We start from the raw sequence: 24,218 nt of genomic DNA, 5'->3' as shown, positions 1-24,218 counted from the left end.
CGAGCCCGTACCGGAACCCGAGCGCGAGCCGGAGTCGGAGTCGACAGTCACGCCGGAGCCGGTTGCTGAGCCCGGCGCGGTCGTACCTGAGCCGGTCGTCGGGCCCGAGCCGGTCGTCGTACCTGAGCCGGTCGTCGTACCTGAGCCGGTCGCTGAGTCCGAGCCGGTTGTCGGGCCCGAGCCGGTCGCTGAGCCCGAGCCGGCGCGGCGGCCGGTGACCGGGCGGGCCGTCGTACCGTCGAACACCCCGCCCCGGCCGCATCGTGGTCAGGCCGTCGTACCGGTGCGCGCCACCGCGTCAGCGCCGCAGCCGCCAGCAGCAGCGCCTCCGTCTGAGTCCGTGCTTGCGGCCGAGTCCGCATCGCCGTCGGTGGCCGCGCCGGAGCAGCCTGTGGCCGTACCCGAGCGTGCTGCGGTCGAGTCCGAGCAGCCTGTGGCCGTACCCGAGCAGCCTGTGGCCGTACCCGAGCAGCCTGCAGCCGGGCCCGAGCCGACCGGCGCTGGGGTCGGTCGCCGGCGGGCCATGTTGCTGGCCGCCGCGATCGTCGGTGCCTTCCTGCTGGTGAGTGGTACGTCGGTCGCCGTGCTGCGACCGGGGCCGGTGGCCGGCTGGTTCGGTGCCCAACCCGATCCCACCCCCAGCCCGTCAGGCGATCCGACGCCCGGGCCGGTGCTGGCCGCGATGGCGGCGGACGCACCGGTGCCGGACCAGACGGCGCTGGCGACGGAGCTCACCGCGGCACTCGCCTCGTCCGGACTCGGCGGTCGGGTGCATGTCTCCGTCCAGGACATGGCGACCGGGTCGGTGCTGTTCAGCCAGCAGCCGGACATGATGACCATGCCGGCGTCGACCACGAAACTGGTCACTGCGGCGACCGTGCTGGCCACGGTCGGCCCGACCCACCGGATCGCCACCCGGGTGGTCGCGGGGTCGGCTCCCGGTGAGGTCGTGCTGGTCGGTGGCGGTGACCCGACCCTGGCGATCGACGGGACCGGGTTCTACCCGACGGCGGCGCGACTCGACGAGCTGGCGGCCGCCACCCGTACGGCGCTCGGGGCGACCCCGGTCGCCAGGGTCGTCATCGACGCGTCGCTGTTCTCCGGTCCGGCGTTCGGGTCCGGCTGGGACGACGACATCCCCACCGGCGGGTACGCCGCGGCGATCACCGCGTTGATGGTCGACGGCGGCCGGACCGACCCGAAGGCAGGCAAGGGGTGGGCACCCCGCTCGTCGGCACCGGATCTGGCGGCCGGCCGGGCCTTCGCCCGGGCCCTGGGCCTGCCGGCGGAGGCGGTGACCAGCGCACCTGCGGGCTACGCCGAGCAGCTCGCCGGATCGACCGGGCAGCCGACGGGCAGCACCGGGGCGGTCGCGGGCGCCCCGGCCACCTCGGCGGCGGGGACCGGCACCGACGCGACCACGCAGACCGCCGGCACCGGCGCGCCCTCGCAGACCGCCGGCACCGGCGACCCGGCGGTGCGTCCCGGCACCGAACTCGCCCGGGTCGAGTCGCCGCCGATGATCAGCCTGGTGGAGACCATGCTGGCCGACAGCGACAACGTCGTGGCGGAGGCGCTGGCCCGACAGGTCGCCATCGCCCGGGGCGAACCCGCGTCGTACGCGGGCGCGGCGGCCGCGATGGACGCCGTACTGGCTGATCTCGGCCTGCCGGCCGAACAGAGCGAGCTGTTCGACGGCAGCGGCCTGTCGCGGACCAACCGCATGTCGCCCCGCCTGCTGACCGAGTTGACGGTGCTGGCGGGCAGCGGCAGCCGTCCCGAGCTGGCCGGGATATTCGCCGGACTGCCGGTCGCCGCGTGGTCCGGAACGCTGCAGGGCCGGTACCGGGCGACGGCCGCGCCGCAGCGGGCCGGCGCCGGCGTGGTGCGGGCCAAGACCGGCTCGTTGTCCGGGGTGAACTCACTGGCGGGGACGGTCACGACCGCCGATGGCCGGTTGTTGGCGTTCGCGGTGCTGGCCGACGCGGTGCCGCTCTACATCGACCAGGCCCAGGAGGCGCTGGACCGGATCGCGGCGACCCTGGCGGGCTGCGGTTGCCGCTGATCAGGACATGATCAACAGGGTCGACGAGCGGTACGCGGGTACGGTGGGTGGCATGGCGCAGTTCGTGGACTGGGATCTGGCCGCCGCTACCGCTGGCGCGCTGAGCAAGTCGGGGCCGAAGGCTACCTTGGACGAGGCGACCCAGGTCGTCGACGACCTCCGGCGACTCACCGACGAAGCGGCCGGGCACGTCGTCGCGTACACCGGGTTGCAGGCCCAGGTCGCGCACCCCCCGGTGCGGGTGGTCGACCGGCGGGACTGGGCGGCGGCGAACATCGCCGGGCTGCGCGACGTGATCACCCCGCTGGTGACCCGGGCCGCCGGGGACCGCCAGCCCGGTGCGCTGACCGACGCGATCGGCTCGCGGGTGACCGGCGTCCAGGCCGGTACGGTGCTCAGCTACCTGTCCGGACGGGTGCTCGGCCAGTACGAGGTCTTCTCCGGTGACCCCGGCCAGCTGCTGCTGGTCGCGCCGAACATCGTCGAGGTCGAGCGGAAACTGCAGGCCGACCCCCGGGACTTCCGGCTCTGGGTCTGCCTGCACGAGGTGACGCACCGGACCCAGTTCACGGCGGTGCCGTGGATGCGGGGGCACTTCCTCGGCCAGGTGCAGGCCTTCGTCGACGCCTCCCAGGCCGGCGGCGACAACATCGTCGAGCGGATTCGACGGGGCGTCGGCACACTGTCCGACGCCATCCGCGATCCGCAGAGCCGGGCCAGCGTGCTCGACATCGTCCAGACCCCGGCCCAGCGGGCCGTCCTGGACCGGCTGACCGCGTTGATGACCCTGCTGGAGGGGCACGCCGAGTTCGTCATGGACGGCGTCGGGCCGGAGGTGATCCCGACCGTGGAGCAGATCCGGGCCGGCTTCAACCGGCGCCGCGAGGCGGGCAACCCGTTGGAGAAGGCGATCCGTCGGCTGCTCGGCGTGGAGGTCAAGATGCGCCAGTACGCCGAGGGCCGCAAGTTCGTCCACGGCGTCGTCGAGCGGGTCGGCATGGCCGGTTTCAACAAGATCTTCGACTCGCCGTTGACCCTGCCCCGGCTGGAGGAGCTCGGCGACCCCGACGCGTGGGTTGCCCGGGTGCACGGCCCGGTGTCCGGTTCGCCGCCCACGGTTGCCTGAGCCGCCGGTGGCCGGGCCCGCTGCTGAGGTCGCCGCGCTGCGGGTCGCGGTCCGCCGGGTCCTGCGCGGGTACGCCGGACGGACCGTGCTGGTGGCCTGTTCCGGCGGTCCGGACTCGCTGGCGTTGGCGGCCACCGTCGCGTTCGTGGCCCCGCGCTGTGCCGTCACCGCCGGTCTGGTGACCGTCGACCACGCCCTGCAGCCGGGTTCCGCCGCGCGGGCCGGGCAGGTGGCCCGGTGGGCGGCCGACGTCGGGTTCGACCCGGTCGTGGTGGCACCGGTGTCGGTCGGGCGCGACGGTGGTCCGGAGGCGGCGGCCCGCTCCGCCCGGTACGCCGCCCTCCGGGAGGTGGCCAGCCGGCACGGTGCCGTCGCCGTGCTGCTCGGGCACACCCGCGACGATCAGGCCGAGACGGTGCTGCTGGCGCTGGCCCGGGGGGCCGGGCCGGCGGGACTGTCCGGGATGCCGCCGGCCCGCGAGGTCGCCGGCGTCACGCTGCTGCGGCCGTTGCTGTCGGTGACCCGGGCGCAGACGACGGCGGCCTGTGCCGCGCTGGGGCTGGACCCGTGGACCGACCCGCACAACACCGACCCGGCGTACGCCCGGGCCCGGGTCCGGGCCGATCTGCTGCCGGCGCTGGTCGACACGTTGGGTGCCGGGGTGGTGGCGAACCTGGCCCGGACCGCCACGCTGCTGGCGGCCGACAACGCCGTACTCGACGGGTTGGCCGACGCCGCGTTGCGCCGGGCCCGGACCCCGGCCGGGCTGGTGGTCGCGGTGCTCGCCGAGCAGCCCGACGCGGTACGGACCCGGGTGCTGCACCGCTGGGCCCGTGAGCTCGGCGCGGCGGGCGGCGCGTTGTCCCACCGGCACGTCGACGCCCTCGACACGCTGGTGACCGGTTGGCGGGGGCAGCGGGCGGTGCACCTGCCCGGGGGGATCCAGGTCCACCGTCGGGCCGGCGTACTGGCCGCCGTGAGCGCGACCGCCGACGAGCCGGTGGGCACCACTCAGCCGGTGGGCACCACTCAGCCGGTGGGGGACGATCAGCCGGTGGCGACCACTCAGCCGGCGGCGGACGCGCCGACGGCGGTGCGGTCGCGGAACGTGCTGCGGTAGGCCTGCGGGGTGGCGCCGACCCGGCGGGTGAAGTGGTGGCGCAGGGTGGCCGCGTCGCCGAAGCCGCAGTGCCGGGCGACCGCCTCGACGCCGAGGCTGGTCTCCTCCAGCAGTTGGCGGGCCCGGAGCACCCGTTGGCCGGTCAGCCAGTCGTGCGGGGTGGTGCCGGTTTCGGCGCGGAACCGCCGGGCGAAGGTGCGCGGGGCCATGTGCGCCCGTGCCGCGAGGTCGTCGACGCTCGCCGGTACGTCCAGGTGGGCCTGCATCCAGGCGAGCACCGGTTCCAGGGTGGTCGCGGTCGGGCTGGCCGCGATCGGGGTCTCGATGTACTGCGTCTGACCGCCGTCGCGGTGCGGCGGGACCACCATCCGACGGGCGAGCTTGGTGGCCAGCGCCGAGCCGTGCTCCTGGCGGACCAGGTGCAGGCAGGCGTCGATCCCGGCGGCGGTGCCGGCGCCGGTCAACACGTTGCCGTCGTGGACGTACAGGGAGTCGCACTGCACCCGGGCGGTCGGGTGACGGCGGGCGAGTTCGTCGGCGTACTTCCAGTGGGTCGTGCAGGCGCGGCCGTCGAGCAGACCGGCGGCGCCGAGCACGAACGCGCCGGAGCAGACACTGAGCAGGATGGCGCCGCGCCGGTCGGCGGCGCGTAGCGCGTCGAGCACCGGCGGCGGCACCGTGCGCTGGTAGGCGGCGGCCGGGACGGCCACCAGGTCGGCGTCGGCGACCGGCCCGAGGTCGGCGGTGGGGGTGATCGAGAACCCGGACGTGCTGCGGACCGGTGCCCCGTCGACGGTGCAGACGTCGAAGCGGTACGTCGGGAAGCCGTCGGCGCTGCGGTCCAGGCCGAAGACCTCGCAGATCACCCCGAGCTCGAAGGCGGCGACGTCGTCGAGGGCGATCACTGCGACGGTACGGATCATACGACCGAGGTTAGCGCGGTGCTGGCAGTAAATCGAGGGGCGATGGCATTCCTGCCACTGTCGGCCCGGGGCGGGCGGTCGCAGACTGGTCACAGACGTCCGGTGCGCACCGGCGGCAGACCTGTCGAACACCATCAGAAGGTGACGCCGCCATGGAACTGTTCATTGTCACGACGATCATCGCGTTGCTGGCCGCCGCCTCGGCGGCGGGCCTGACCCACGACAGCCGTGACTCGGCCGACTGGCGGCCGAGCCACCAGGGCGAGCGGCGCTCTTGGTGACCGGGTGGGCGATCATCGTCACGGCCGGCCCGGCTGCCGGTCGGTGAGCCGGATGCGGCAGGCTTAGGGGCATGGCTGACGGCTCCTGGTACGACGCCGACATCGACCACGTGATCATCACGGAGGACGAGATCCGCGAGAAGACGGCGGAACTCGCCAAGCAGGTCGCCACCGACCACGCCGACGTGCCGGGCGGGCTGCTGCTGGTCTGCGTGCTCAAGGGCGCGGTCATGTTCATGGCCGACTTCGCCCGGGCGCTCGGCCGGCAGGGCCCACCCGTGGAGCTGGAGTTCATGGCAGTCTCCTCCTACGGGCAGGGCACCACCTCGTCCGGCGTGGTGCGGATCCTCAAGGATCTGGAGCGCGACATCGCCGGCCGGCACGTACTGGTGGTCGAGGACATCATCGACTCCGGCCTGACCCTGTCCTGGCTGCTGAAGTACCTGGAGTCCCGGTCGGCGGCCAGCGTCGAGGTGGTCGCGCTGTTCCGCAAGCCGGAGGCGGTCAAGGTGCCGGTCCCGGTGCGGTACGTCGGTTTCGACATCCCGACCGAGTTCGTGGTGGGCTACGGCCTCGACTTCGCCGAGCGTTACCGGGAGTTGCCCTACGTCGGGGTGCTCAAGCCCGAGGTGTACGCCCGGTAGCCGTACCGGTGCGCGGCCGATGGTCGCCGTGGGCGGCCGGTAGCCGCGTACCAGCTGTCGCCGGGTCTTCCGTCCGGGAAACTCGCCGGGACGTCCAGGCCACTTCCAGAAAACAGCGCTACGGTGTCTGATGGTGCGGGCGAACACCCGTACCGGCGGGGCGGAAGCCACCGTACCGGCCAGTCGACAGGCCCACGCCGACCGACCGACCGGGCGCGCGGACACGCGCCGCGCCACCACGGTGTACCGTCGAATGACCGTGGCGTGCGGGTGGCGCCTCGGGGTCGCTAACCAGACGGTCAGAACGTCGATCAGGAGGGTCCGGGCGCCGCGGCGCTCGACATACGTATGGAACGTACGCGTTTCTTCCGCCGGCCGGTGGTCTGGATCATCCTGGTGATCATCGGTGCGATTGCGCTCAGCTCGTTCTTCACCAACGGCCCCAGCTACCACAAGGTGGACACCTCGGTGGCGCTGGAGCGGCTGGAGCAGGGCGGCATCGACAAGGCGATATTCCAGGACCGGGAGCAGACGATCCGGCTCGACCTGGCCGAGCCGGAGCAGTTCGGCGAGACCGAGACCGACCGGATCGAGGCACAGTTCCCGTACGAGGTCGGCGGCGAGATCTGGACCGACGTGCTGGCGGCCAAGGAGGCCGGCCGGATCACCGGCCCGGCCGAGGCCGAGGTCTCGTCGGACAGCATCTTCATCACGCTGCTGGTCAACCTGCTGCCCATCGCCATTCTGGTGATCCTGCTGCTGCTGTTCATGTCGCAGATGCAGGGCGGCGGCTCGCGGGTGCTCAACTTCGGCAAGTCCAAGGCGAAGGTGATCACCAAGGACACCCCGAAGACGACCTTCGCCGACGTCGCCGGCTCCGAGGAGGCGGTCGAGGAGCTGCAGGAGATCAAGGACTTCCTGCAGAACCCCGCGAAGTACCAGGCCCTCGGTGCCAAGATCCCCAAGGGCGTACTGCTGTTCGGCCCACCCGGTACCGGTAAGACCCTGCTGGCCCGCGCGGTCGCCGGCGAGGCCGGGGTGCCGTTCTACTCGATCTCCGGTTCCGACTTCGTCGAGATGTTCGTCGGCGTCGGCGCCAGCCGGGTCCGTGACCTGTTCGAGCAGGCCAAGGCGAACGCACCGGCGATCGTCTTCGTCGACGAGATCGACGCGGTCGGCCGGCACCGGGGTGCCGGCATGGGCGGCGGCCACGACGAGCGGGAACAGACCCTCAACCAGCTGCTGGTCGAGATGGACGGCTTCGACACCAAGGGCGGCGTGATCCTGATCGCCGCCACCAACCGGCCCGACATCCTCGACCCGGCGCTGCTGCGGCCCGGCCGGTTCGACCGGCAGATCCCGGTCGACGCCCCCGACATGGAGGGCCGCAAGGCGATCCTGCGGGTGCACGCCCGGGGCAAGCCGTTCGCGCCCGACGTCGACCTGGACGCGGTCGCCCGCCGGACCCCCGGCTTCAGCGGCGCCGACCTGGCCAACGTGATCAACGAGGCGGCGCTGCTGACCGCCCGGCAGGACGCCCGGGCGATCAGCAACGAGGCCCTGGAGGAGTCGATCGACCGGGTGGTTGCCGGCCCGCAGCGGCGGACCCGGGTGATGGGCGACAAGGAAAAGAAGATCACCGCGTACCACGAGGGCGGGCACGCCCTGGTCGCCTGGGCGTTGCCGCACGCCGCCCCGGTGCACAAGGTGACGATCCTGTCCCGTGGCCGGTCGCTGGGCCACACCCTGGTGCTGCCGACCGAGGACAAGTACACCCAGACCCGTGCCGAGATGATCGACACCCTGGCGTACGCCCTCGGTGGCCGGGCCGCCGAGGAGCTGGTCTTCCACGAGCCCACCACCGGTGCCGGCAACGACATCGAGAAGGCCAGCGCGCTGGCCCGGGCCATGGTCACCCAGTACGGCATGAGCGCCAAACTCGGCGCGGTCAAGTACGGCACCAACGGCGACGAGCCGTTCCTCGGCCGCACCATGGGCCACGAGCGGGACTACTCCGACACCGTCGCCGCGGAGATCGACGGCGAGGTCCGGGCGCTGATCGAGCTGGCCCACGACGAGGCGTGGGAGATCCTCGTCGAGTACCGCGACGTGCTCGACAACATGGTGCTGGAGCTGATGGAGAAGGAGACCCTCTCCACCGCCGACATGGCCCGGATCTGCGAGCGGGTGGTCAAGCGTCCGCCGATGGCCCCGTTCAACGGCTTCGGCAAGCGGCAGCCGTCGACCGAGCCGCCGGTGCTGACCCCGGCCGAGAAGGAGAACCTCGGCCGGCAGGCCGCCGAGGACGGTGCCCAGGCCATCTTCGGCACCGGCATGTCCGCCAACTCGGACGGCACCCCCTGAGCAGCCCGACACCGTCCAACGCGTCGTCGACCGAACCGGACGACGACGCGTTGGACTATCTCGCCGCCCGCCTGATCAACGGCAAACTCAACGGCACCCCGATCGAACGCTCCGTCGACCTGGGCCGCATCGAACGCGCCGTACGGGAGATCCTGATCGCCGTCGGCGAGGACCCGGACCGCGACGGGTTACGCCAGACGCCGGGGCGGGTCGCCCGCGCCTACGCCGAACTGCTGGCCGGACTGCGGGCCGACGCCGGCCAGGTGCTCACCACGACCTTCGAGGCCGACCACGACGAGCTCGTCCTGGTCCGCGACATCGAGGTCATGTCGCTGTGCGAGCACCACATGCTGCCGTTCCGGGGCGTGGCGCACATCGGCTACATCCCCGGCACCACCGGGCGGATCACCGGGCTGTCGAAGCTGGCCCGGCTGGTCGAGGTCTACGCGCGGCGGCTGCAGGTCCAGGAACGGTTGACCGCCCAGATCGCCGACACGCTGATGGCCCGGTTGGAGCCGCGTGGCGTGGTCGCCGTACTGGAGTGCGAGCACATGTGCATGGCCATGCGCGGCATCCAGAAGGCCGGAGCCCGGACGATCACCTCCGCCGTCCGTGGCGTGTTCCAGCGGGACGCCAAGTCCCGGGCCGAAGCGATGAGCCTGATCATCCACAGCTGAGCCTGGTACGACAGCGCCCGGGTCGTCACCGCAGCAGGGCGACGACGGCCGCGAGGACGAGCGCCAGCAGCAGCGGAGCGGAGCAGACGGCGAGGCCGGCCACCGGCGTACGGTCCACCTGCCGACCAGGGCCGGCGTAGACGAACCCGACGGCCAGCCAGCCGAGACCGAACGCCACCGCCGGCATCACCACCCCGCAGCCGAGCACGTAGCGCAGCGGCACCTGGTCGCCGGCGGCGGCGAACAACGCGATCTGGATCACCACGACGATCATCGCGAACGGCCCGTACACCAGCAGGTTGCGCAGCCACGCCGGGCTACCGCCGCCGGTCGGTGCCGGCCCGGCCAGTGCGGCCGCCGCCCCGTCCAGCGCGGCCACGGTCCGCGCCACCGTGGCCTGGCGGGCGGAGGCACCACCCGACTCGAGCGCGGCCCGCGTCGCGGCCACCTCCTCCGCCGCCGGGTCCAGGGCCCCCGGCGGTACGCCGAACGCGATCAGCTGGTGCCGCTGCGCCGCCAGCCGGTCCGTGATGGCCGACGATGCCCCCGGCGCACCGGGAGCCGCCCCCGGCGGCGGTACCGCCGGGGCCTGGCGCAGCCGGGCGAGTCGCCGGACGGTCGCGGCGTACTCCGCCCAGTCGGCGGGCGCGGTCACGACGGCACCTCCCCGTGGTCGGACACCGTGCCCCGGCCGTACGGCACGAAGACCGTGCGCCGGTCGGTCTGGGCGTCGTACAGCAGGCCACGACGGTCCCGGGGACGCCACGGCGGCAGCCGGTCCGGGCCGCCGGTGTCTGCGGCCACGGGCAGGTCGAGCAGCACGATGCCGGCGATCAGTTCCGGGCTCGGCCCGAGGAACGCCACGAACGGGTCCACCCGTTCCCAGCAGGAGAGCAGGTGGACCCCCCGCGCCGGTCCGGAATCCAGCAGGTTGCGCAGCCGGGCGGCGGCCGGCCCACCGAGTTCGAGTACGTCGGCCGTCGCGATGATCAGGTAGGCGGGTCCGGACGTGTCGCCGAGCGTCCGCAGCACGTCCAGATCGACGATCTCCGTCGTCAGCCGACCGTCGACGGCGGCGGCGAGGCTGTCGAGCTGCGGCCGGTCATGTTCGCCGAACGACACGAGGATCAGCCGGCCGGTGCCCGGCTCGTGCTGCCCGGCGAGGCTGATGACCGCCGTGGCCAGTAGTTCGGCCGTCCGCGTACGGGAGCCGAAGATGGCCAGGTGCCGCCCGGGGGCGCGTTCGAACCGGAACTCGGCTGCCCGCTCCGGCAGCTCCACCGCCCGACCGAGCCGGCACACCGGCGGCCCGGTGCCGTCGCCAGTTTTCGACGCGCCCGCCGCCGACATCGGTTCGGCGTACCCGGCGAACACCTGCGGCGGACCGGCCTGCGGGTCGGCCCGGGACCAGAGTTGCCGGCGCAGCCGGGCCAGCTCCGGCCGGTCCGCGTACGGGTCCGGGAAGGCGACGGTCCGCTCGTGGCCCCGGGTGGCACCCCGGGGCCCGCCGAGACCACCGGCGGTGTTCACCACCGCGCTGCCCAGCGGCAGGCCGGCCGCCGCGTCGTTGTCCGGCTCCAGCAGCCAGTCACCGCCGGGCAGCGCCACCCGTACGGGGAAGTGGCCGCGCAGCGTGTCGTCCTGCCACCAGGGCGCACCGGCGGCCGGCTCGGCTGGCCCGGCCGTCCCGCTGTCGGTGTCGTCGGCCGGTCGGCCGCCCGTCGAGTCGGCCAGCACCAGGTGGACGCCGCAGCCGCGGCCGCCCCGGGCGATCCGGTCCAGCAGGTCGACGGCGTCGGCGGCGGTGTCGCTGGAGCGGTCGAGCAGGGGCCCCGGATCCTTGATCACGCAGAGGACTCGGCCGATCCGGGCGTGTGCGGCGAGGTCGGCGAACCGGCTGGAGCCGCTGCGGCCGGCGAGCCAGGTGCGCCGCTCCACCTCGGCGGCGAGCAGCCGCAGCACCGACAGTCCGTACTCCGGGTCGGCCTCGACGCCGACCGACGCGACGTGCGGCAACCAGGCCGGCCCGGCCTGCGGTGGCTGGCCCGACTCGGCCTGTGGTGGCCCGCCCGGCTCGGCTGCGGCGGACATGACGCCGGCGAAGGACTCCCCGGGCGACAGGTCCACCAGATGGACGGTCAGCTCGTCCGGCGGGTACCGGACGGCGAGCCCGTACAGGACGTCGACCAGGAACTCGGCCACTCCGGCACCGGCCTCGCCGGCGACCAGCCAGTGGGGGGTGACGTCGGTGAGGCCCAGCGGCACCTGGCGGTGGCCGTCGAAACCGGCGACGACCACCAGCCCGTCGGCCGCCGACTCGGTCCAGCACCCGGTGGCCGGGTCGGGCAGGAGTTCGGTGAGCGTCGGGCGGGCCGGGGGACCGGCCGCCGCCAGTTCGGCGCTGACCCGGTCGACGAGGTGGTGCGGTGGGTCCGCGTCGAGGTACACCGGTACCGCCAACCCGCCCGGCCGGCCGGGCCCGGCCGACGCGGGATCGCCGAAGGCCTCGCCTGGCGGGTCGCCGACCAGCACGTGCGGATTGCGCAGCCGGACCGTGGTGCTGCGGGGCAGGTCGGCGCGGGTCTGCTCGAGGCTCAACGGCGGCGGCGGCCAACCCGCGACCACCAGGTGCAGACCGTGTTCGGGGCCGGCCTGGGCGAGCCGGGCGATCCGGTCGAGATCGACGCCCTCGGTGTCCTCGGGCAGTGACGCGATCACCAGGACCATGAACCGGCCGTGCCGGTGGTGCCGGGCGACGGTCGGTCGGGCCGGACGGATCCACTGTTCCGCCTCGGCCAGCACGGATCGCAGCCCGGCGGTCTGGGTCGCCGCTGGGCGCAGTACGCCAGCGTCGATCAGCGCCCCGAACGGGGCCAGTACGCCGCCGGGCACTGTCGCGATGCCGTCCACCGCCCGTACCGTCAGGCGGCGCTGCGGTACGGCGGCCAGCAGCCGGAGCACCAGCGCCCGGAGCAGTCCGGCCACCCGTCTGTCCCGGACGTCGCCGTCGACGGCCAGGTGCCCGGTGCCCAGCAGCGGTACGACGACCGGGAAGCGGGCGTCGTCGAGCGGCTGGGCGATCCCGATCCGGACGTGCCCGGCCTGGTCCACGTCGCCGAGCGGCAGGGCCGGGGTCTGCGCGTCCAGCGGCGCGCCCCACCAGCCGGGGGCCAGCCGGGCGGCGAGGCTGCGTAACTGTTCGGCGATCTCGTGCTGGCTCGTGCCCGGGTCGACGCCGTTGCGGTCGGCGCCAGCACGGTCAGCGCCGTCACGGTCGACGCCGTCACGGTCGACGCCGGGCCGGTCGGTGCCGGCTGCCGGGTGGTGGCCGGTCAGCGTCAGGGCGGCGACGCCGGCGGCAGCCGAGCGGTGCAGCGCGGCGGCGCGGTCCAGGTCAATGCCCATCTCGACCACCTGCCTACTGCTTGTTCGCCAACCCGATCTGGCGGGTGCCGGTCGAGTCCAGACCTGAGACGGTATCCCAGCGATCTGGGAGCCGGTCGGCGGCAACCGATGTTTCACGATTGATCGGCACTCGTCGGGGTGCTTCGCCGGATATGTGACCAATGAGGACGCCGCTCCGCTATTCAGTCTCACGTTGTCGACGGATACTGTCGAAGGGTGGAGCAGACGCGACCGGCGACCCCCGTACGCCGGGGCTGGGTGCCCCGGCAGCGGACCGCTCCGGGCGTAACCCCCCCGGTGGTGGTCCCACCCGGTCGCCGGCTCCGCCTCGCGGTGGTCCTGGTCGCCGGTGCCCTCGCCCTGCTCTGCATGGGCGGGGTCGGCGTCGCCTTCGTGCTCTACGCCAACGTCACCACCCCCGACCGCAGCACGCCGGAGACGGCGGCGCTGAGCTTCCTCGACGCGTACCTGTTGCAGCGCGACGATGTCGTGGCCGATCTGCATCTCTGCGAGCAACCGTCGATCGCGCCGCTGACCGCCTACCGCACCGACACCGTCGAGTGGGAGCAGCGTCAGGGCACCCTGTCGGCGATGACGATCGGGCAGTTGACCACCGAGACCTCGGGACAGGACCGGGCGGTGCTGACCGTGGAGGTGGAACGGAGGCTGCCGACCGGCGGGTTGATCACCCGGCTGACCGACCGTTGGCGGATCACCACGGTGGACGAGGACGGCTGGCGGGTCTGCCAGGTCGAGCGGTTGACGTGAGCGCGGCGACGCGTCACTCGACCCAGACCAGATGCACCGGCAGTTCGATGGTCTCCGGCGGCTGCCCGGTCCAGACCCAGCGGTACCACGCCAGCTCGGTGCTGGCCCGGACACAGATGTCGCCGTCGGCGCCGGTGTGCAGCTCGGTGACCGCGCGCAGATCCCGGCGTTCCGTGCCGTCGTCCATGTGCACGATGCGGCGGCCGGCGAGCGGGCCGGCGTCGACCGCAGGCACCGGGAAGCGGGCCGCCGGGGCGTCCAACGAGACCAGCCGCGACAGGACGTCGTCGCGCGGCGGGGCGGTCAGCCGCTCGTCCGGCCGCTCGACCCAGACCCGGTCCGCCGGCACCAGCGGCGCGAACACCTCGACGCCCTCGGACTCCGCCCGGTACCACTCCTGTTCCGGTAGCACCGGCACGTAGGTGCGGCTGCGCTGGACGACCTTCTCGTCGCCGCGCAGATCGCCGCGCCAACCGGTGCCGGGCAGCCCGATCAGCACCCGCCGACCGCGCAGTTCCGGCTCGGCGGCGGCCGGCACCAGGGCCAGTGGCCGGGGTGGTCGGGGCGCCCAGTCGGGTTGGTCGGCGAAGGGATCCGGCATCGGTTCCCGGGTCATCGTGTCCTCCCGCCCGGTCGATCAGCCGCTCTCACCCAGTGGCGCGCCCCGCTCCCGCATGAAGGGCACCGGGTCGACCGCGCCGCGTCGGCTCCGGTCGCCGTCGATGTGCACCTCGAAGTGCAGGTGCGGTCCGGACGAGTTGCCGCTGGAGCCGACCTTGCCGATCACCTGCCCGGCGTCGACCAGGTCTCCGGTGGCGACGTCCGGCCGTTGCACCATGTGACAGTATCTCGTGATCACCTGGTCGGCGTGCAGGATGTCCACGAACCAGCCGCAGCCGCCCGTGTCGGTGGAGCCGTCGACGTCGCAGTTGAGGCGGCCGTACTGGTCCGGGTCGCACCGCGAGACGATCACCCGGCCTGCCGCCGCGGCCCGGATCAGCACCCCCTTGGGCTGGGCGATGTCCACCCCGTTGTGTCCCGGCCGGGCATTGGTGCGGAACCCGGAGCCGACGTTGCCCGGCACCGGCCTGGTCCACCCCGAGGCGGCGATCTCCCCGTCGGCGGCGCAGCGGAGCCCGTCGGGCCCGCTCACCGCGCGGGCCGCGCCGTCGGTGAGGACGTTGACGATCCGGGTGGCGAGGGGTTCGTGCTTGGCGTAGGCGTCCGGGAAGGCGCTGACCTGTACGCGCTGCGCGGCGACGGTCAACGCCATCGTCTCCCAGCCGTCGATGGTGAGCAGCTTGTCGTAGAACTTCCCGGACGAGTACGCCGGGTCCTGCAACTGCTCGGGGGTGCCCCAGCCCTGACTCGGCCGCTGCTGGAACAGCCCGAGCGAGTCGTGATCGTTGCGGGACCCCAGATTCCCCAGGTTGCGCAGGGCGGACTCCTGCATGGCGGTGGCGACCGCGATCACCCAGCCGCGCGGCGGGACCGACATTTCGGCACCGACGTTGATGATCACCACCGCGTTGGCGATCTGGTCCGGCCCGTACGGCCCGATCCGGGGCGCACGGTCGGGGTCGACCGGCCCCTCCCGGCCGCAGCCGAACGTGCTGAACAGGGTCGACTGGTCGGCGTCCTCGCTGAACAGCACGGCGCCGATCCCGCCGGTGCAGCAGAGCAGCACCATCGTCGCGGTCAGCGCCACGGTGAGGGCGACGTGCCGGCCGGCCCGCGACCGGAGACTGGGTTCGGCGTCGCTCATCCCCGCTCCCAGTCCACCCCGTCGACCAACCAGATCCCGTCCGGGCCGGTCAGCCGCAGCCGCAGCAGGCCGGAGTCCACGTCGATCACCACCTCGACCAGATTCGTCGCGTACGGCACGACGGCGGGCTCCCCGGTCAACCGCTCCGCCGGCACCACCACCGGGTCCACTCCGACCAGCTTGTCGGCGAGCTCGGCGGTGACGTACGGGCGCAGCCCCCGGTGCCACTGCTCCGGGGCGAGATCGCGCCGGATCCATTCGGTCGCGAAGTCCATCGCGACGGTCTGCGGCTCCGGCGCGCCCGGACTGGTCACCGGGTCGGGCGGCGGGGCGACCGACTGGATGCCGTCGTCACCGGCGGTCGGGTCGATGGTCAGCGCCGGTTGTGGACCGGGGTTGCCCAACGGCGGCCGGACGGCACCGTCACCGGGACCGACCACCTGCCCGACCCCGATCACGCTGACCACGACGACGAGCAGCAGGATCGCCAGCCCGACCCGGGACCGGAAGAGGAACCGGGTCAGGAAGGCGATGACGGCGCGCATCCGGGGTCACCGCGCCTCGGTACGGATCCGTGGCTTCGGCGCCTCGGTGCTCTTCGGCGCGCTGCCCGGCCGGTAGACGGCGTACTGCTGCTGCTCGGCCGGCACGTCGGGAGCCGTCCAGGTCGGAGTGCGGCGCGGTCTGGCCGCCGGGGCCGTCGAGCGCTCCGGCGACGGTTCCGGGGCCGATTCGCGACCGTCCGGGCGTTCCCGCACCGGGGCGGCGGTGCTGTCGGTGCGTGGCTTGTCGGCGGCCGGATCCTCCAGGCGGGCCTCCGGTCGTACGGTGGACTGCTTGACCACCGTGCTACGGTCACTGCCCTTGGTACGGACCACGACCTGTTCCGGCTCGCGGGTCTCCCGGGTCTCCCGGAAGTAGCGCAGGTGCCAGGAGTTGCCGCCACCGGCGCCGCCGCGACCGCCCAGTTCGGTGATCCGCCGGTACGGGCGCAGCAACAGCCAGCCGACCATGCCGCAGAGCCAGATCAGCACCACCTGCAGCCAGCCCGGCAGGGTCGGCGTACTCATGATCAGATCGACGGCGAAGAGGTACACGGCCGCGCCGGTACCGAAGATCGCGATGTTGAAGATCGCGGCGACGACCGCGTTGCCGAGCCGGCGCATCCCGGCCCCGGCCGGGCGCAGCAGCCCGATGGTGCCGAGGATCGGCGCCGCGACCACCACCCAGCGGAAGAGCAGGAAGCCCAGCAGCACGAGCAGCGACGCCGCCAGGTCGAACATGGCGAACATGACCGCAGCGAAGATCGCGATCAGGCCGGTACCGACCCGGTCCATCTCGCGGATGCCCTGCAGGTGCTCGTACGCCTCCGGATCCTCGGTCCGGATCTGCTCGGCCACCTTCATCCACTGCTGGTTCTTGGCCGCGATGATGGCGTCGCGTCGCGCCGGGTCGGCCCGGATCGCCTCGATCTCGGCCCAGGTGAAGGCCTGGGCGTCGTACAGCGCGAAGCCGTACTTCTGGGCCGTCGGGCTGTCCGCCGACCCGAGCACCCCCCGCAGCCAGTTGCGGTAGACCATTGACGAGGTGATGGTGTCGCTGGCCCGCACGGCCGGCGGGCGCTGGTCGGCGCAGCGCTGCGCGTCTGCCTCCGGGCAGTCCTCGGCCGGAATCTCGACGGCGCGGGGGCCGACCGCTTCGTGCACGACGCCGAGCGTGCTGGTCAGGGCGCCGTCGGCGAGGTTGGCCGAGCGCACCGGCCAGGCGGCGATCGCCGTCACCACCACCATGATCAGGACCGCCCAGCCAGCAGTGGTGATCATGTTGCTCATGTCGGACTGCCGGGACCGCCAGATCAGGTAGAGGCCGACCACGCAGAGCGTGATCAGGCCGAAGACGGTGAAGACCTCCTCGTAGATGGCGGTGGTGGCCTGCTCCACCAGAGGGTCGGCCCAGGCGTACATGGTGCCCGGATCCCAGGCGCGTTCGCGGATCGCGTTCGAGGCGCCGATGATCGCCGTGGCCACCATCATCTCGAAGTTGGCGAGGCCGTTGAACGCGCTGACGTCGACGTTGGTCACGCTGGAGGCGCAGCCGCCGTCGAGGTCGTAGGTGGGGAACCGGTAGCCGGCGTATCCGTAGTTCATGTACAGCCCGCCCGCGCCCTCGGTCTGCTCCGGCTGGGTGGCGAACCAGCCGCCGAAGCCGGAGTCGGGAGCGCTCGGGGCCGGTGGCTTCAGACACTGGGCGCGGGCGGAACCGACGTCCTCCAGCCGGTCGAGGCAGGCCCGGAAGTCGGCCTGCCACGCCTCCACCGGGCACAGGTTCGTCGGATCCTGGGCCGGCAGTTGGGCGATCGGGGCGATCGGGGCGGCCTGTGCGGCGGATCCGGCACCCAGGACCGGCCAGGAGACGCTCGCCACGGCGGTGATCAGGACGGCGAGCAGTAGTGCGGTGCACCGGGTCGCGGTCCTCGCCACGTCACACCTCCAGGTCGCTGAGCGCTGATGGCAGTCCTGCCGGTGCCGACTGCGGCGTGCCGGGCGTGGTGTCCAGATGGTCGAGCAGGCCGTCCACGTATGACACGTCGACCCGGACCTTCTGCACCCGGCCGTCCACGTCGCGCATGATGAACTCACGGAAGCCGAGGCGGGCCGCCGACGAGCTGTCTACGCTGGACAACGAGGCGAGGGTCGCTTCGTAACCGTCGTCGACCGGGACCCGCAGCAGGCGTAGCGCCTCGGCGGCGATCTCCTCGTCCTCGGCGATGCGTCCGACGAAGACGGTGGAGACCAGGTTCTGCACGTCGAGGCCGAGGATGTCCTTCGGGTTCTGTGAGGAGACCAGCGCCGCGAGGTTCCACTTGCGGGAGTCTCTGGCGAGTCGGACCAGGAAGGACCGGCCGGAGCGCCAGCCCTCCATGAAGTGCGCCTCGTCGAGGCCGACCAGTTTGCGCGACGACATCGAGCCGCCGTAGCAGCGCCGGACGGCGAGCCGGTGCGCGGTGTGCAGCATCGGCAGCGCCAGGGCCTCCTCCGCCGACCAGTACTCGCGTTCGATCTTCAGGTCCGGCAGCCGCAGCCCGGCCATGGTGATCACGGTCAGCGCGGCGTCGGCGCCGAGCAGCCCGGGCGACGGGGAGCCGAAGAACAGCAGCGCCAACGGCATCTCGGCGGTGTCCAGCAGCAGGTTCGCCAGCTCCCGGCCGTCCTCGTCGATGCCGTTGAGGCAGGCGACGACGTCGTCGAGGGTCGAGGTCTCCTCGGCGGGGACCTGCCGGACCGCGTGCCGCAGCAGGGTGGCGGTCGAGGATTCCCGGGCCACCTGCGGCGGCACCAGCATCATGCAGATGTCCTGGACGAGCATCCGACGTTCGGCCCGGGCGTTGGAGACGGCGATCTCGTACTCGCGGTCGCCGGCGGCGCCGGTCGCGAACTCCGCCCGGATCGGGGTCGGGATCAGCGAGTACGGCGCCAACGTGCCCTGTTCGGAGCCGGTCAGGTTGAGCACCCGCGAGTACGGCCGCAGCTCCGGCATGGCGCAGAGCCGGGCGAGCGGCCCGGACGGGTCGAGCAGCGTCACCTGCACGCCCCGGCGGGCGGCCAGGTATCCGAGGGCACCGAGCAGGGTCGACTTGCCACCGCCGGGTTCGGCGACGAAGACGGCGAGCCCGGACCGTTCCCGGACCTCCATCGGAAAGTGCAGGTCGAGGAAGACGGGTCGGCGGCAGGTGCCGGCGGTCCGGCCGATCAGGTCGCCACGGCGGTCGCCGACGGTGGACGCCGCCTGCGGCAGCGCGGCGGCGAGCAGCTTCACCGGCATCCGTCGGATGTAGCCGGTGTTGGCCACCGGTTCGCCGGGGATGAACTCGCGGGCCAGCCAGTCCTGGTTCTTCGGGTGCTGCAGCGAGATCCGCATCTCGCGGGAGTAGAGCTGGATGAGCCGGCGGGCGCGTTCCAGGCACTCCTCCCGGGTGCGGCCGCCGACCGCGATGCGGTGCCAGCCGTGTGCCCGGGCGGACTCGACGGGCAGTCCGGTGGTCATCTCGTCGCCGATGTTGAGCGCCCGTTTCGCCAGGCGCTCGAGCTCCGGCGGGGCGTCGATGCCGTGTTCGGCGTAGTCGAGCTGCTGCGACCGGATCATGCGGAGCCGGTGTTCCAGGTTGCGGAACGAGTCGGTGGGGCCGAGCAGGTCGATCCGGGAGGAGATCTCCATCGGCCAGGGCAGCCGCTCGTGGAAGTGCATCCACGGCTCGTGCCGTTCGGGGATCTCCAGCGGTTCCATCCGGCCCACGGCCAGCACGGCGACGTGGCGTTCCTCGCCGGACATCCGGTTGACCAGCTTGAGCGTCGAGCCGTACGGGGTGCGGTAGCGCTCGATCTGTTCGGTGAGGGCGAGCAGGTCGCCACGGTCCCAGTTGCCGTCGCGCACCGGCGACAGCATCGTCGGTGGGGTCATGCACAGGGCGACCGACCGGTAGAGCAGCCATTCGAGTTCGCCGGCGGTGACCCGCCGGCCGCGCATCCCGAAGGCACCGAGGACCTCGTCGAACTGGTCGACCATCCGGCCGAGCCGGCGGCGTTCGCTCTCGGCGACGCCCCGGCCGAACAACCGCAGCACCCGTTCGGACAGCGAGTCGCCGAGCGACCGCCGGGCGAAGGTGATGCCCAGGTAGGTCTGGCCTTCGGCGTGGTTGACCGACATCAGGTGTCGTTGGGCGGCGACCAGGTGGTCGGCCCAGGACGCGGCTCCGTCGACGGCGGCCAGCGGGTGGGCGGTGAGCCCGTCGATGGTCCGGGCCCATTCGTCGGCGGGGAACGGTCGGGTGGTGCGGCGCAGGTGCAGCCGGAAGCCGGCGAGTCCGGCGTACTGCTCGGAGATCGCCGACAGCAGCACCTCCCGTTCGGCGTCGGGCCGGAAGGCCCAGCGCACCTCCGGAAGCCAGTACCAGGCGGTGACGGTGTTCGGGGTGAAGGTCAGGTGGCCGGCGATCTCGGTGATCGCGAGTTCGGCGGCGGGGTCGCGGTCGGTGAACTTGACCTTCGGGGGGCGTACCGGGACCGGCTTGATCGGTTTGTCGGACCGGGAGGTCTCGGCCTTGGGTCGCCGCCGTGGTCGTCTGCCACCGGTGGTGGCCGGCGCGACACCGGCACCGGCTGCGGGGTCGGCGGTGTCGTCGGCCGTCCGGGCAGCGGTGCTGTCGGCCGTCGGGCCGGCGACGGGGGCGTCCCGGCCGCTTCGGCCGGCGGGCGGGCCGACGGTGGGATCGGGCCGGCCGGCGGTGTCCCGGCCGGCCGCCGGCGGGCCGGGGACGTCGCCGGGCGCGACCTGGTCCGGCGAGGTCCGGGTCCGTGGTGCCGGGCGGTCCGGCGGCGTCGTCCGTGCCGTCGGTGCGGGGCGTGCGTCGGGGTACGGGTGGCCCGCGCGGTCCGCCGGGGCGGTGCCGGGCCCGTGCGGTGCCGGGGCCGCCAGCTCCGTCGGGGCGGCGGCCTCTGCTGCGGTACGGGGCGGTGGTGCCGCGCTGCGCCGTCGGGTCGCCGGATCGGGGTGATCGGTGGTGGGGCCGGTCAGCGCGGTGCCGATCTGGTCCGGCGGGGGTCCGGTGGGCCCGGAGCGGGCCGGCGGGGTCTGGGTGGGCCCGGAGCGGGCCGGCGGTGCGGTGGCGCGGGGTGGGGCCGGCGGTGGGATCTCGGCGGGGCGCGCGGGAGGCTCGATGGCGGCGGGCCGGGTCGGCGGTTCGATGGCGGTGGGCCGGTTCGGGGGCTGGATCGCCGGCCGGTGCCGCTGGGTGGTGGGAGTGGTGCCGGAGAACAGGTCGAGGAAGGGCGAGTCGATGTCGCCGTGGTCGGTGACACCGGAGGCCCGAGGGGGCGGTACCGGGTGGTGCGGCGAGGTCGGCGTGGCGGCCGGGCCGGCGGCGGTACGGCCGGCGCGGGGGCCGCGGGTCGCCGACGGGGTCTGGAAGACCGCGACCGCGCCGTGGCTAGGGCTGGTGACGAGCTCGGTCTCGGCCGCCTCGTCCACGTCGGGGTCGCGGTAGTCGTGTGATCGCTTACCGTTACCGCCGTTGCCGGCCGGCTGACCTGCCGGGCGGGGGCCGCCCGGCGGGAATGATCGACTCATGCCATCGCCTCGCACGCGTGGCTGCCGGAGTGGGTGCGGGCCGGCGTCCGGATGCCGGTGCAGGTCATGCCAACTCCTCCCGGATCCTGATGTGGCTGGCGATCAGGCGTGGGTCCCGCTGCTCGGTCGCCGGTTCCCGGGTCCGGCGCCAGTCGGTGAGGGCGGTGCGCACGACCATCCGGGCCGGCCGGTCCGGGTCGACGTACCGGAAGATGAAGGAGGTGGTGACGATCGCGAGCGCGATCTCCCAGGCGGGGAAGAGTTCCACGTTGAGGGTGAACGCCCAGTGGACGAACATGTAGAACGGAACAAGTAGGATGAAGACCCCGTACTGGGCGTACGGCAGGTGGACCGGCAGCGTGTAGCCAGGCGGGCCCAGGTAGACCAACCGGGCCCGGTAGATGTCGTCGTCGGTGCGCAGCCGCATCTCGTGCTCCGCGCTCTATTCGAACATCAGGTTGATGAGGTAGTCGCCGACGAAGAACAGGGTCGCGGCTCCGGCGATGAAGGCCAGGCCGACGATCGCGATCGCGGAGCTGGTCAGCACCTTGGAGATCTCACCCTTGCTGGCCCGCCCGATGAAGATCACGCCCAGTACGGCCAGCAGGATCGGGGCGACCTTGCTGGCGAGGAAGGAGACGACGCCCTCGGTGTTGAAACCGGTCGGCGTGTCCGGCTCGCCGGTGGGCGCGGCGAGCAGCGACAGCGTGTCGATGGCGGAGACCACGCTGGCGTGGACCGCTGCGACGAGCGTCGTTTCGATCATGGGAACCTCCCCGGTGTGCGGCCGGCAGAGCCGGGGCACTGCAGTTGTCACACCTTGTGGGCGTCGTGGGTCGAGCCGCGGATGTCGACCCTGTGTCCGACGGTCACCGCGTACGGTGACGACTTTTGGGCACTTTGTCCAACTTCGGCCCTTCTTCTCAACCTTCGCCCCCACTGGCCCCCGGCAACTGCAAAGCGTACGGGCCACCCTTGTCTGGTACAAGCTGCGTGGAACCAGACCGACAGCGCCGCCCGTGACCGTTGTCTGATTCGAGGGTACCCACCGCGCCCGGTCGCGTCCGGCCACGAAGTGCGCCGGTACCGTCTACCCGTGACAGATCTACTACGCCCGACCCGGCCGGTCGTGATGGGCGTCCTGAACGTCACGCCCGACTCCTTCTCCGACGGCGGGCGGTACGCCGACCTCGACGCCGCCGTCGCGCACGGGGTCCGGCTGCACCGCGACGGCGCGGACCTGGTCGACGTCGGCGGCGAGTCCACCCGCCCCGGAGCACAGCGGGTCGACCCGGAGACCGAGGTGGCCCGGGTGCTGCCGGTCATCCGCGAGCTGGCCGCCGCCGGCGTACCGATGAGCATCGACACCACCCGGGCCCGGGTGGCCGACGCCGCGCTCGCCGCCGGGGTGAGCGTGGTCAACGACGTCTCCGGTGGCCTGGCCGACCCGGCGATGGGCGCCGTGGTCGCGGCCGCCGGCTGCCAGTGGATCCTGATGCACTGGCGGGGCCACTCCGACCGGATGCAGGATCTGGCCGACTACCGCGACGTGGTCGCCGAGGTCCGCACGGAACTCGCCGCGCGGGTCGACGCCGCGCTCGCCGCCGGAGTGGCCGCCGAGCGGATCGTCGTCGACCCCGGCCTCGGCTTCGCCAAACGTCCGGAACACAACTGGCAGCTGACCGTGCACCTGGGTGAGTTACTCAGCCTCGGCTACCCGCTGCTCTTCGCCGCCAGCCGCAAGTCCTACCTGGGGCGGCTGCTCGCCGATCCGGACGGCACGCCCCGCCCGGTGGACCAGCGGGCCGCCGCGACCACCGCGACCAGCCTGCTGGCCGTCGCCGCCGGTGCCTGGGGGGTCCGCGTCCACGATGTCCGGGACACCGTCGACGCACTCGCCGTCTGGCAGGCCAGCGGTCGCCCCACGCTCACCGTCGGCCTCCCACAGCCGACGACCGTCGCGAGCCACCGGCCCGACCATCGCCAGCCGACCCACGGAACCGATCACGGGAGCCGACGATGACTGACCGGATCCAGCTCACCGGGCTGCGGGCCCGTGGCCGGCACGGCGTCTACCCGCAGGAGCGGGCGGCCGGCCAGGACTTCGTCGTGGACGTCGTACTCGAACTGGACCTCGCCCCGGCGGCCCGGACCGACCAGGTCGAGCAGACCGTGCACTACGGGGACCTCGCCGGCCAGCTCGTCGCCGTCGTGGCCGGCGAGCCGGTCAACCTGATCGAGACGTTGGCCGACCGGCTGGCGACCGTCTGCCTGGCCGACCGCCGGGTCCGGACCGCGACGGTCACCGTCCACAAACCGCAGGCACCGATCCCGCACGAGTTCGCCGACGTCGCGGTCACCCTCACCCGGAGCCGGGCGTGACCCGGGCGGTGCTCGCCCTGGGCAGCAACCTCGGCGACCGGTACGCGCGGCTGCGCGACGCGGTCCGGGCGCTCGACGACGTACTGCTGGTGGTGTCGGGGGTGTACGAGAACCCGCCGTGGGGTGACCCGGCGCAGCCGGACTACCTCAACGCCGTCGCCCTCGTCGCCGACCCGGACGCCACCGCCGTCGACTGGCTGGCCCGCTGCCGGGCCCTGGAGCAGGCCGCCGGGCGGGTGCGCGACGCCGACCGGCCGTACGGCCCCCGCAGCCTCGACGTGGACGTCGTCGCCGTCTGGGCCGCCGACGGCGCCCCGGTGCACAGCGACGACCCCGAGCTGGTCCTGCCGCATCCCCGGGCCCATCTGCGGGCCTTCGTGCTGCGCCCGTGGATCGACATCACGCCGTACGGGCAGCTGCCGGGACACGGCTGGTTGACGGACCTGCTCGGTCGGGAACCTGTCGCGAGTGACCTGCGCGATCTGCGCCCGCGCCCGGATCTGCCGCTAGAGTCGGCACAGTGAAGGTGCGTCTGTCGATCGCTGTGCCGGTGCTGCCGTGACCGGGCCCGGGGT

Annotated in this window: 20 protein-coding genes and 1 pseudogene; 11 read left to right on the top strand and 10 right to left on the bottom strand. The window is 73.1% G+C overall.

Annotated elements, in window-relative coordinates:
- The first annotated feature begins 523 nt into the window (after positions 1-523).
- From dacB to tilS, 3 genes and pseudogenes are all read left to right on the top strand, one after another.
- Positions 524-2,065: a D-alanyl-D-alanine carboxypeptidase/D-alanyl-D-alanine endopeptidase gene (gene dacB / locus O7608_RS01770; protein WP_421361394.1), complete on the top strand. Its 1,542-nt coding sequence runs from the start codon at positions 524-526 to the stop codon at positions 2,063-2,065.
- Positions 2,066-2,117: 52 nt separating this feature from the next.
- A complete protein-coding gene (locus O7608_RS01765) occupies positions 2,118-3,191 on the top strand; it encodes an Rv3626c family coenzyme F420 biosynthesis-associated protein (protein ID WP_289210739.1) in 1,074 nt (357 codons plus the stop codon).
- Between the two features lie 7 nt (positions 3,192-3,198).
- A pseudogene (tilS, locus tag O7608_RS01760) lies at positions 3,199-4,170 on the top strand (tRNA lysidine(34) synthetase TilS); the annotation flags it as partial.
- 86 nt (positions 4,171-4,256) lie between these two features.
- Here tilS and O7608_RS01755 read toward each other — a convergent pair.
- Positions 4,257-5,234, bottom strand: a complete 978-nt coding sequence (locus O7608_RS01755; protein WP_289208332.1) for a GlxA family transcriptional regulator — start codon at positions 5,232-5,234, stop codon at positions 4,257-4,259.
- Positions 5,235-5,386: 152 nt separating this feature from the next.
- Here O7608_RS01755 and O7608_RS01750 point away from each other — a divergent pair, with 152 nt between their 5' ends.
- From O7608_RS01750 to folE, 4 genes are all read left to right on the top strand, one after another.
- Positions 5,387-5,515, top strand: coding sequence for a hypothetical protein (locus tag O7608_RS01750; protein ID WP_289208331.1), 129 nt, complete (start codon positions 5,387-5,389; stop codon positions 5,513-5,515).
- A 71-nt stretch (positions 5,516-5,586) separates the two neighbouring features.
- On the top strand, positions 5,587-6,159 hold the full coding sequence (hpt, locus tag O7608_RS01745) for a hypoxanthine phosphoribosyltransferase (RefSeq protein WP_289208330.1): 573 nt from the start codon (positions 5,587-5,589) through the stop codon (positions 6,157-6,159).
- A gap of 348 nt (positions 6,160-6,507) precedes the next feature.
- Positions 6,508-8,523: an ATP-dependent zinc metalloprotease FtsH gene (gene ftsH / locus O7608_RS01740; RefSeq protein WP_289208329.1), complete on the top strand. Its 2,016-nt coding sequence runs from the start codon at positions 6,508-6,510 to the stop codon at positions 8,521-8,523.
- 50 nt (positions 8,524-8,573) lie between these two features.
- Entirely contained in the window at positions 8,574-9,200 is a 627-nt protein-coding gene (gene folE, locus O7608_RS01735) for a GTP cyclohydrolase I FolE (RefSeq protein WP_289208328.1), read from the top strand.
- Positions 9,201-9,225: 25 nt separating this feature from the next.
- On the opposite strand, the gene O7608_RS01730 is transcribed toward folE, so the two are convergent.
- Together O7608_RS01730 and O7608_RS01725 are read right to left on the bottom strand one after the other, a co-directional pair.
- The gene (locus O7608_RS01730; RefSeq protein ID WP_289208327.1) at positions 9,226-9,855 is read right to left on the bottom strand and encodes a hypothetical protein; all 630 of its coding nucleotides are present in this window, start codon (positions 9,853-9,855) and stop codon (positions 9,226-9,228) included.
- Positions 9,852-12,605 carry an FtsK/SpoIIIE domain-containing protein gene (locus O7608_RS01725; protein ID WP_289208326.1) on the bottom strand — a complete coding sequence of 918 codons (2,754 nt, stop codon included), beginning with the start codon at positions 12,603-12,605 and terminating at the stop codon, positions 9,852-9,854. Before O7608_RS01725 ends, O7608_RS01730 begins: the two co-directional genes overlap by 4 nt.
- 216 nt (positions 12,606-12,821) lie before the next feature.
- Here O7608_RS01725 and O7608_RS01720 point away from each other — a divergent pair, with 216 nt between their 5' ends.
- Positions 12,822-13,373 carry a hypothetical protein gene (locus O7608_RS01720; RefSeq protein WP_289208325.1) on the top strand — a complete coding sequence of 184 codons (552 nt, stop codon included), beginning with the start codon at positions 12,822-12,824 and terminating at the stop codon, positions 13,371-13,373.
- 13 nt (positions 13,374-13,386) lie between these two features.
- On the opposite strand, the gene O7608_RS01715 is transcribed toward O7608_RS01720, so the two are convergent.
- From O7608_RS01715 to O7608_RS01685, 7 genes are all read right to left on the bottom strand, one after another.
- Positions 13,387-13,989, bottom strand: coding sequence for a hypothetical protein (locus O7608_RS01715; protein ID WP_289208324.1), 603 nt, complete (start codon positions 13,987-13,989; stop codon positions 13,387-13,389).
- Between the two features lie 21 nt (positions 13,990-14,010).
- The gene (locus O7608_RS01710) at positions 14,011-15,138 is read right to left on the bottom strand and encodes a M23 family metallopeptidase (RefSeq protein ID WP_289208323.1); all 1,128 of its coding nucleotides are present in this window, start codon (positions 15,136-15,138) and stop codon (positions 14,011-14,013) included.
- The gene (locus O7608_RS01705; protein ID WP_289208322.1) at positions 15,135-15,683 is read right to left on the bottom strand and encodes a hypothetical protein; all 549 of its coding nucleotides are present in this window, start codon (positions 15,681-15,683) and stop codon (positions 15,135-15,137) included. Before O7608_RS01705 ends, O7608_RS01710 begins: the two co-directional genes overlap by 4 nt.
- Before the next feature lie 6 nt (positions 15,684-15,689).
- A complete protein-coding gene (locus O7608_RS01700) occupies positions 15,690-17,618 on the bottom strand; it encodes an MFS transporter (protein ID WP_289208321.1) in 1,929 nt (642 codons plus the stop codon).
- 1 nt (position 17,619) lies between these two features.
- Positions 17,620-21,261, bottom strand: coding sequence for an ATP-binding protein (locus O7608_RS01695; protein ID WP_289208320.1), 3,642 nt, complete (start codon positions 21,259-21,261; stop codon positions 17,620-17,622).
- Positions 21,262-21,325: 64 nt separating this feature from the next.
- Positions 21,326-21,688, bottom strand: coding sequence for a hypothetical protein (locus O7608_RS01690; RefSeq protein WP_289208319.1), 363 nt, complete (start codon positions 21,686-21,688; stop codon positions 21,326-21,328).
- Positions 21,689-21,703: 15 nt separating this feature from the next.
- Complete coding sequence (locus O7608_RS01685; RefSeq protein WP_289208318.1) at positions 21,704-22,027, bottom strand: hypothetical protein; 324 nt, start codon at positions 22,025-22,027, stop codon at positions 21,704-21,706.
- 366 nt (positions 22,028-22,393) lie between these two features.
- Here O7608_RS01685 and folP point away from each other — a divergent pair, with 366 nt between their 5' ends.
- From folP to folK, 3 genes are read left to right on the top strand one after another with little or no spacing between them, the layout of a single operon-like run.
- Positions 22,394-23,284, top strand: coding sequence for a dihydropteroate synthase (gene folP, locus O7608_RS01680; protein ID WP_421361392.1), 891 nt, complete (start codon positions 22,394-22,396; stop codon positions 23,282-23,284).
- Positions 23,281-23,643 (top strand): dihydroneopterin aldolase, encoded by a 363-nt coding sequence (folB, locus tag O7608_RS01675; protein WP_289208316.1) that lies wholly within the window; start codon positions 23,281-23,283, stop codon positions 23,641-23,643. Before folP ends, folB begins: the two co-directional genes overlap by 4 nt.
- Positions 23,640-24,167: a 2-amino-4-hydroxy-6-hydroxymethyldihydropteridine diphosphokinase gene (gene folK, locus O7608_RS01670; protein WP_289208315.1), complete on the top strand. Its 528-nt coding sequence runs from the start codon at positions 23,640-23,642 to the stop codon at positions 24,165-24,167. Before folB ends, folK begins: the two co-directional genes overlap by 4 nt.
- Positions 24,168-24,218 lie beyond the last annotated feature (51 nt).

This window comes from Solwaraspora sp. WMMA2056, from assembly GCF_030345095.1.
GTDB lineage: Bacteria > Actinomycetota > Actinomycetes > Mycobacteriales > Micromonosporaceae > Micromonospora_E.
The sequence above is the reverse complement of the archived record's forward strand: the minus strand, read 5'-3'. Positions and strand labels throughout refer to the sequence as shown.

Bases quoted from the DNA above. Each gene is read 5' to 3' on its own strand.
- dacB (WP_421361394.1), top strand. From the start codon at position 524: ATGTTGCTGGCCGCCGCGATCGTCGGTGCCTTCCTGCTGGTGAGTGGT.
- O7608_RS01765 (WP_289210739.1), top strand. From the start codon at position 2,118: ATGGCGCAGTTCGTGGACTGGGATCTGGCCGCCGCTACCGCTGGCGCG.
- O7608_RS01755 (WP_289208332.1), bottom strand. From the start codon at position 5,234: ATGATCCGTACCGTCGCAGTGATCGCCCTCGACGACGTCGCCGCCTTC.
- O7608_RS01750 (WP_289208331.1), top strand. From the start codon at position 5,387: ATGGAACTGTTCATTGTCACGACGATCATCGCGTTGCTGGCCGCCGCC.
- hpt (WP_289208330.1), top strand. From the start codon at position 5,587: ATGGCTGACGGCTCCTGGTACGACGCCGACATCGACCACGTGATCATC.
- ftsH (WP_289208329.1), top strand. From the start codon at position 6,508: ATGGAACGTACGCGTTTCTTCCGCCGGCCGGTGGTCTGGATCATCCTG.
- O7608_RS01725 (WP_289208326.1), bottom strand. From the start codon at position 12,605: ATGGGCATTGACCTGGACCGCGCCGCCGCGCTGCACCGCTCGGCTGCC.
- O7608_RS01715 (WP_289208324.1), bottom strand. From the start codon at position 13,989: ATGACCCGGGAACCGATGCCGGATCCCTTCGCCGACCAACCCGACTGG.
- O7608_RS01710 (WP_289208323.1), bottom strand. From the start codon at position 15,138: ATGAGCGACGCCGAACCCAGTCTCCGGTCGCGGGCCGGCCGGCACGTC.
- O7608_RS01705 (WP_289208322.1), bottom strand. From the start codon at position 15,683: ATGCGCGCCGTCATCGCCTTCCTGACCCGGTTCCTCTTCCGGTCCCGG.
- O7608_RS01695 (WP_289208320.1), bottom strand. From the start codon at position 21,261: ATGAGTCGATCATTCCCGCCGGGCGGCCCCCGCCCGGCAGGTCAGCCG.
- O7608_RS01690 (WP_289208319.1), bottom strand. From the start codon at position 21,688: ATGCGGCTGCGCACCGACGACGACATCTACCGGGCCCGGTTGGTCTAC.
- O7608_RS01685 (WP_289208318.1), bottom strand. From the start codon at position 22,027: ATGATCGAAACGACGCTCGTCGCAGCGGTCCACGCCAGCGTGGTCTCC.
- folP (WP_421361392.1), top strand. From the start codon at position 22,394: ATGGGCGTCCTGAACGTCACGCCCGACTCCTTCTCCGACGGCGGGCGG.
- folB (WP_289208316.1), top strand. From the start codon at position 23,281: ATGACTGACCGGATCCAGCTCACCGGGCTGCGGGCCCGTGGCCGGCAC.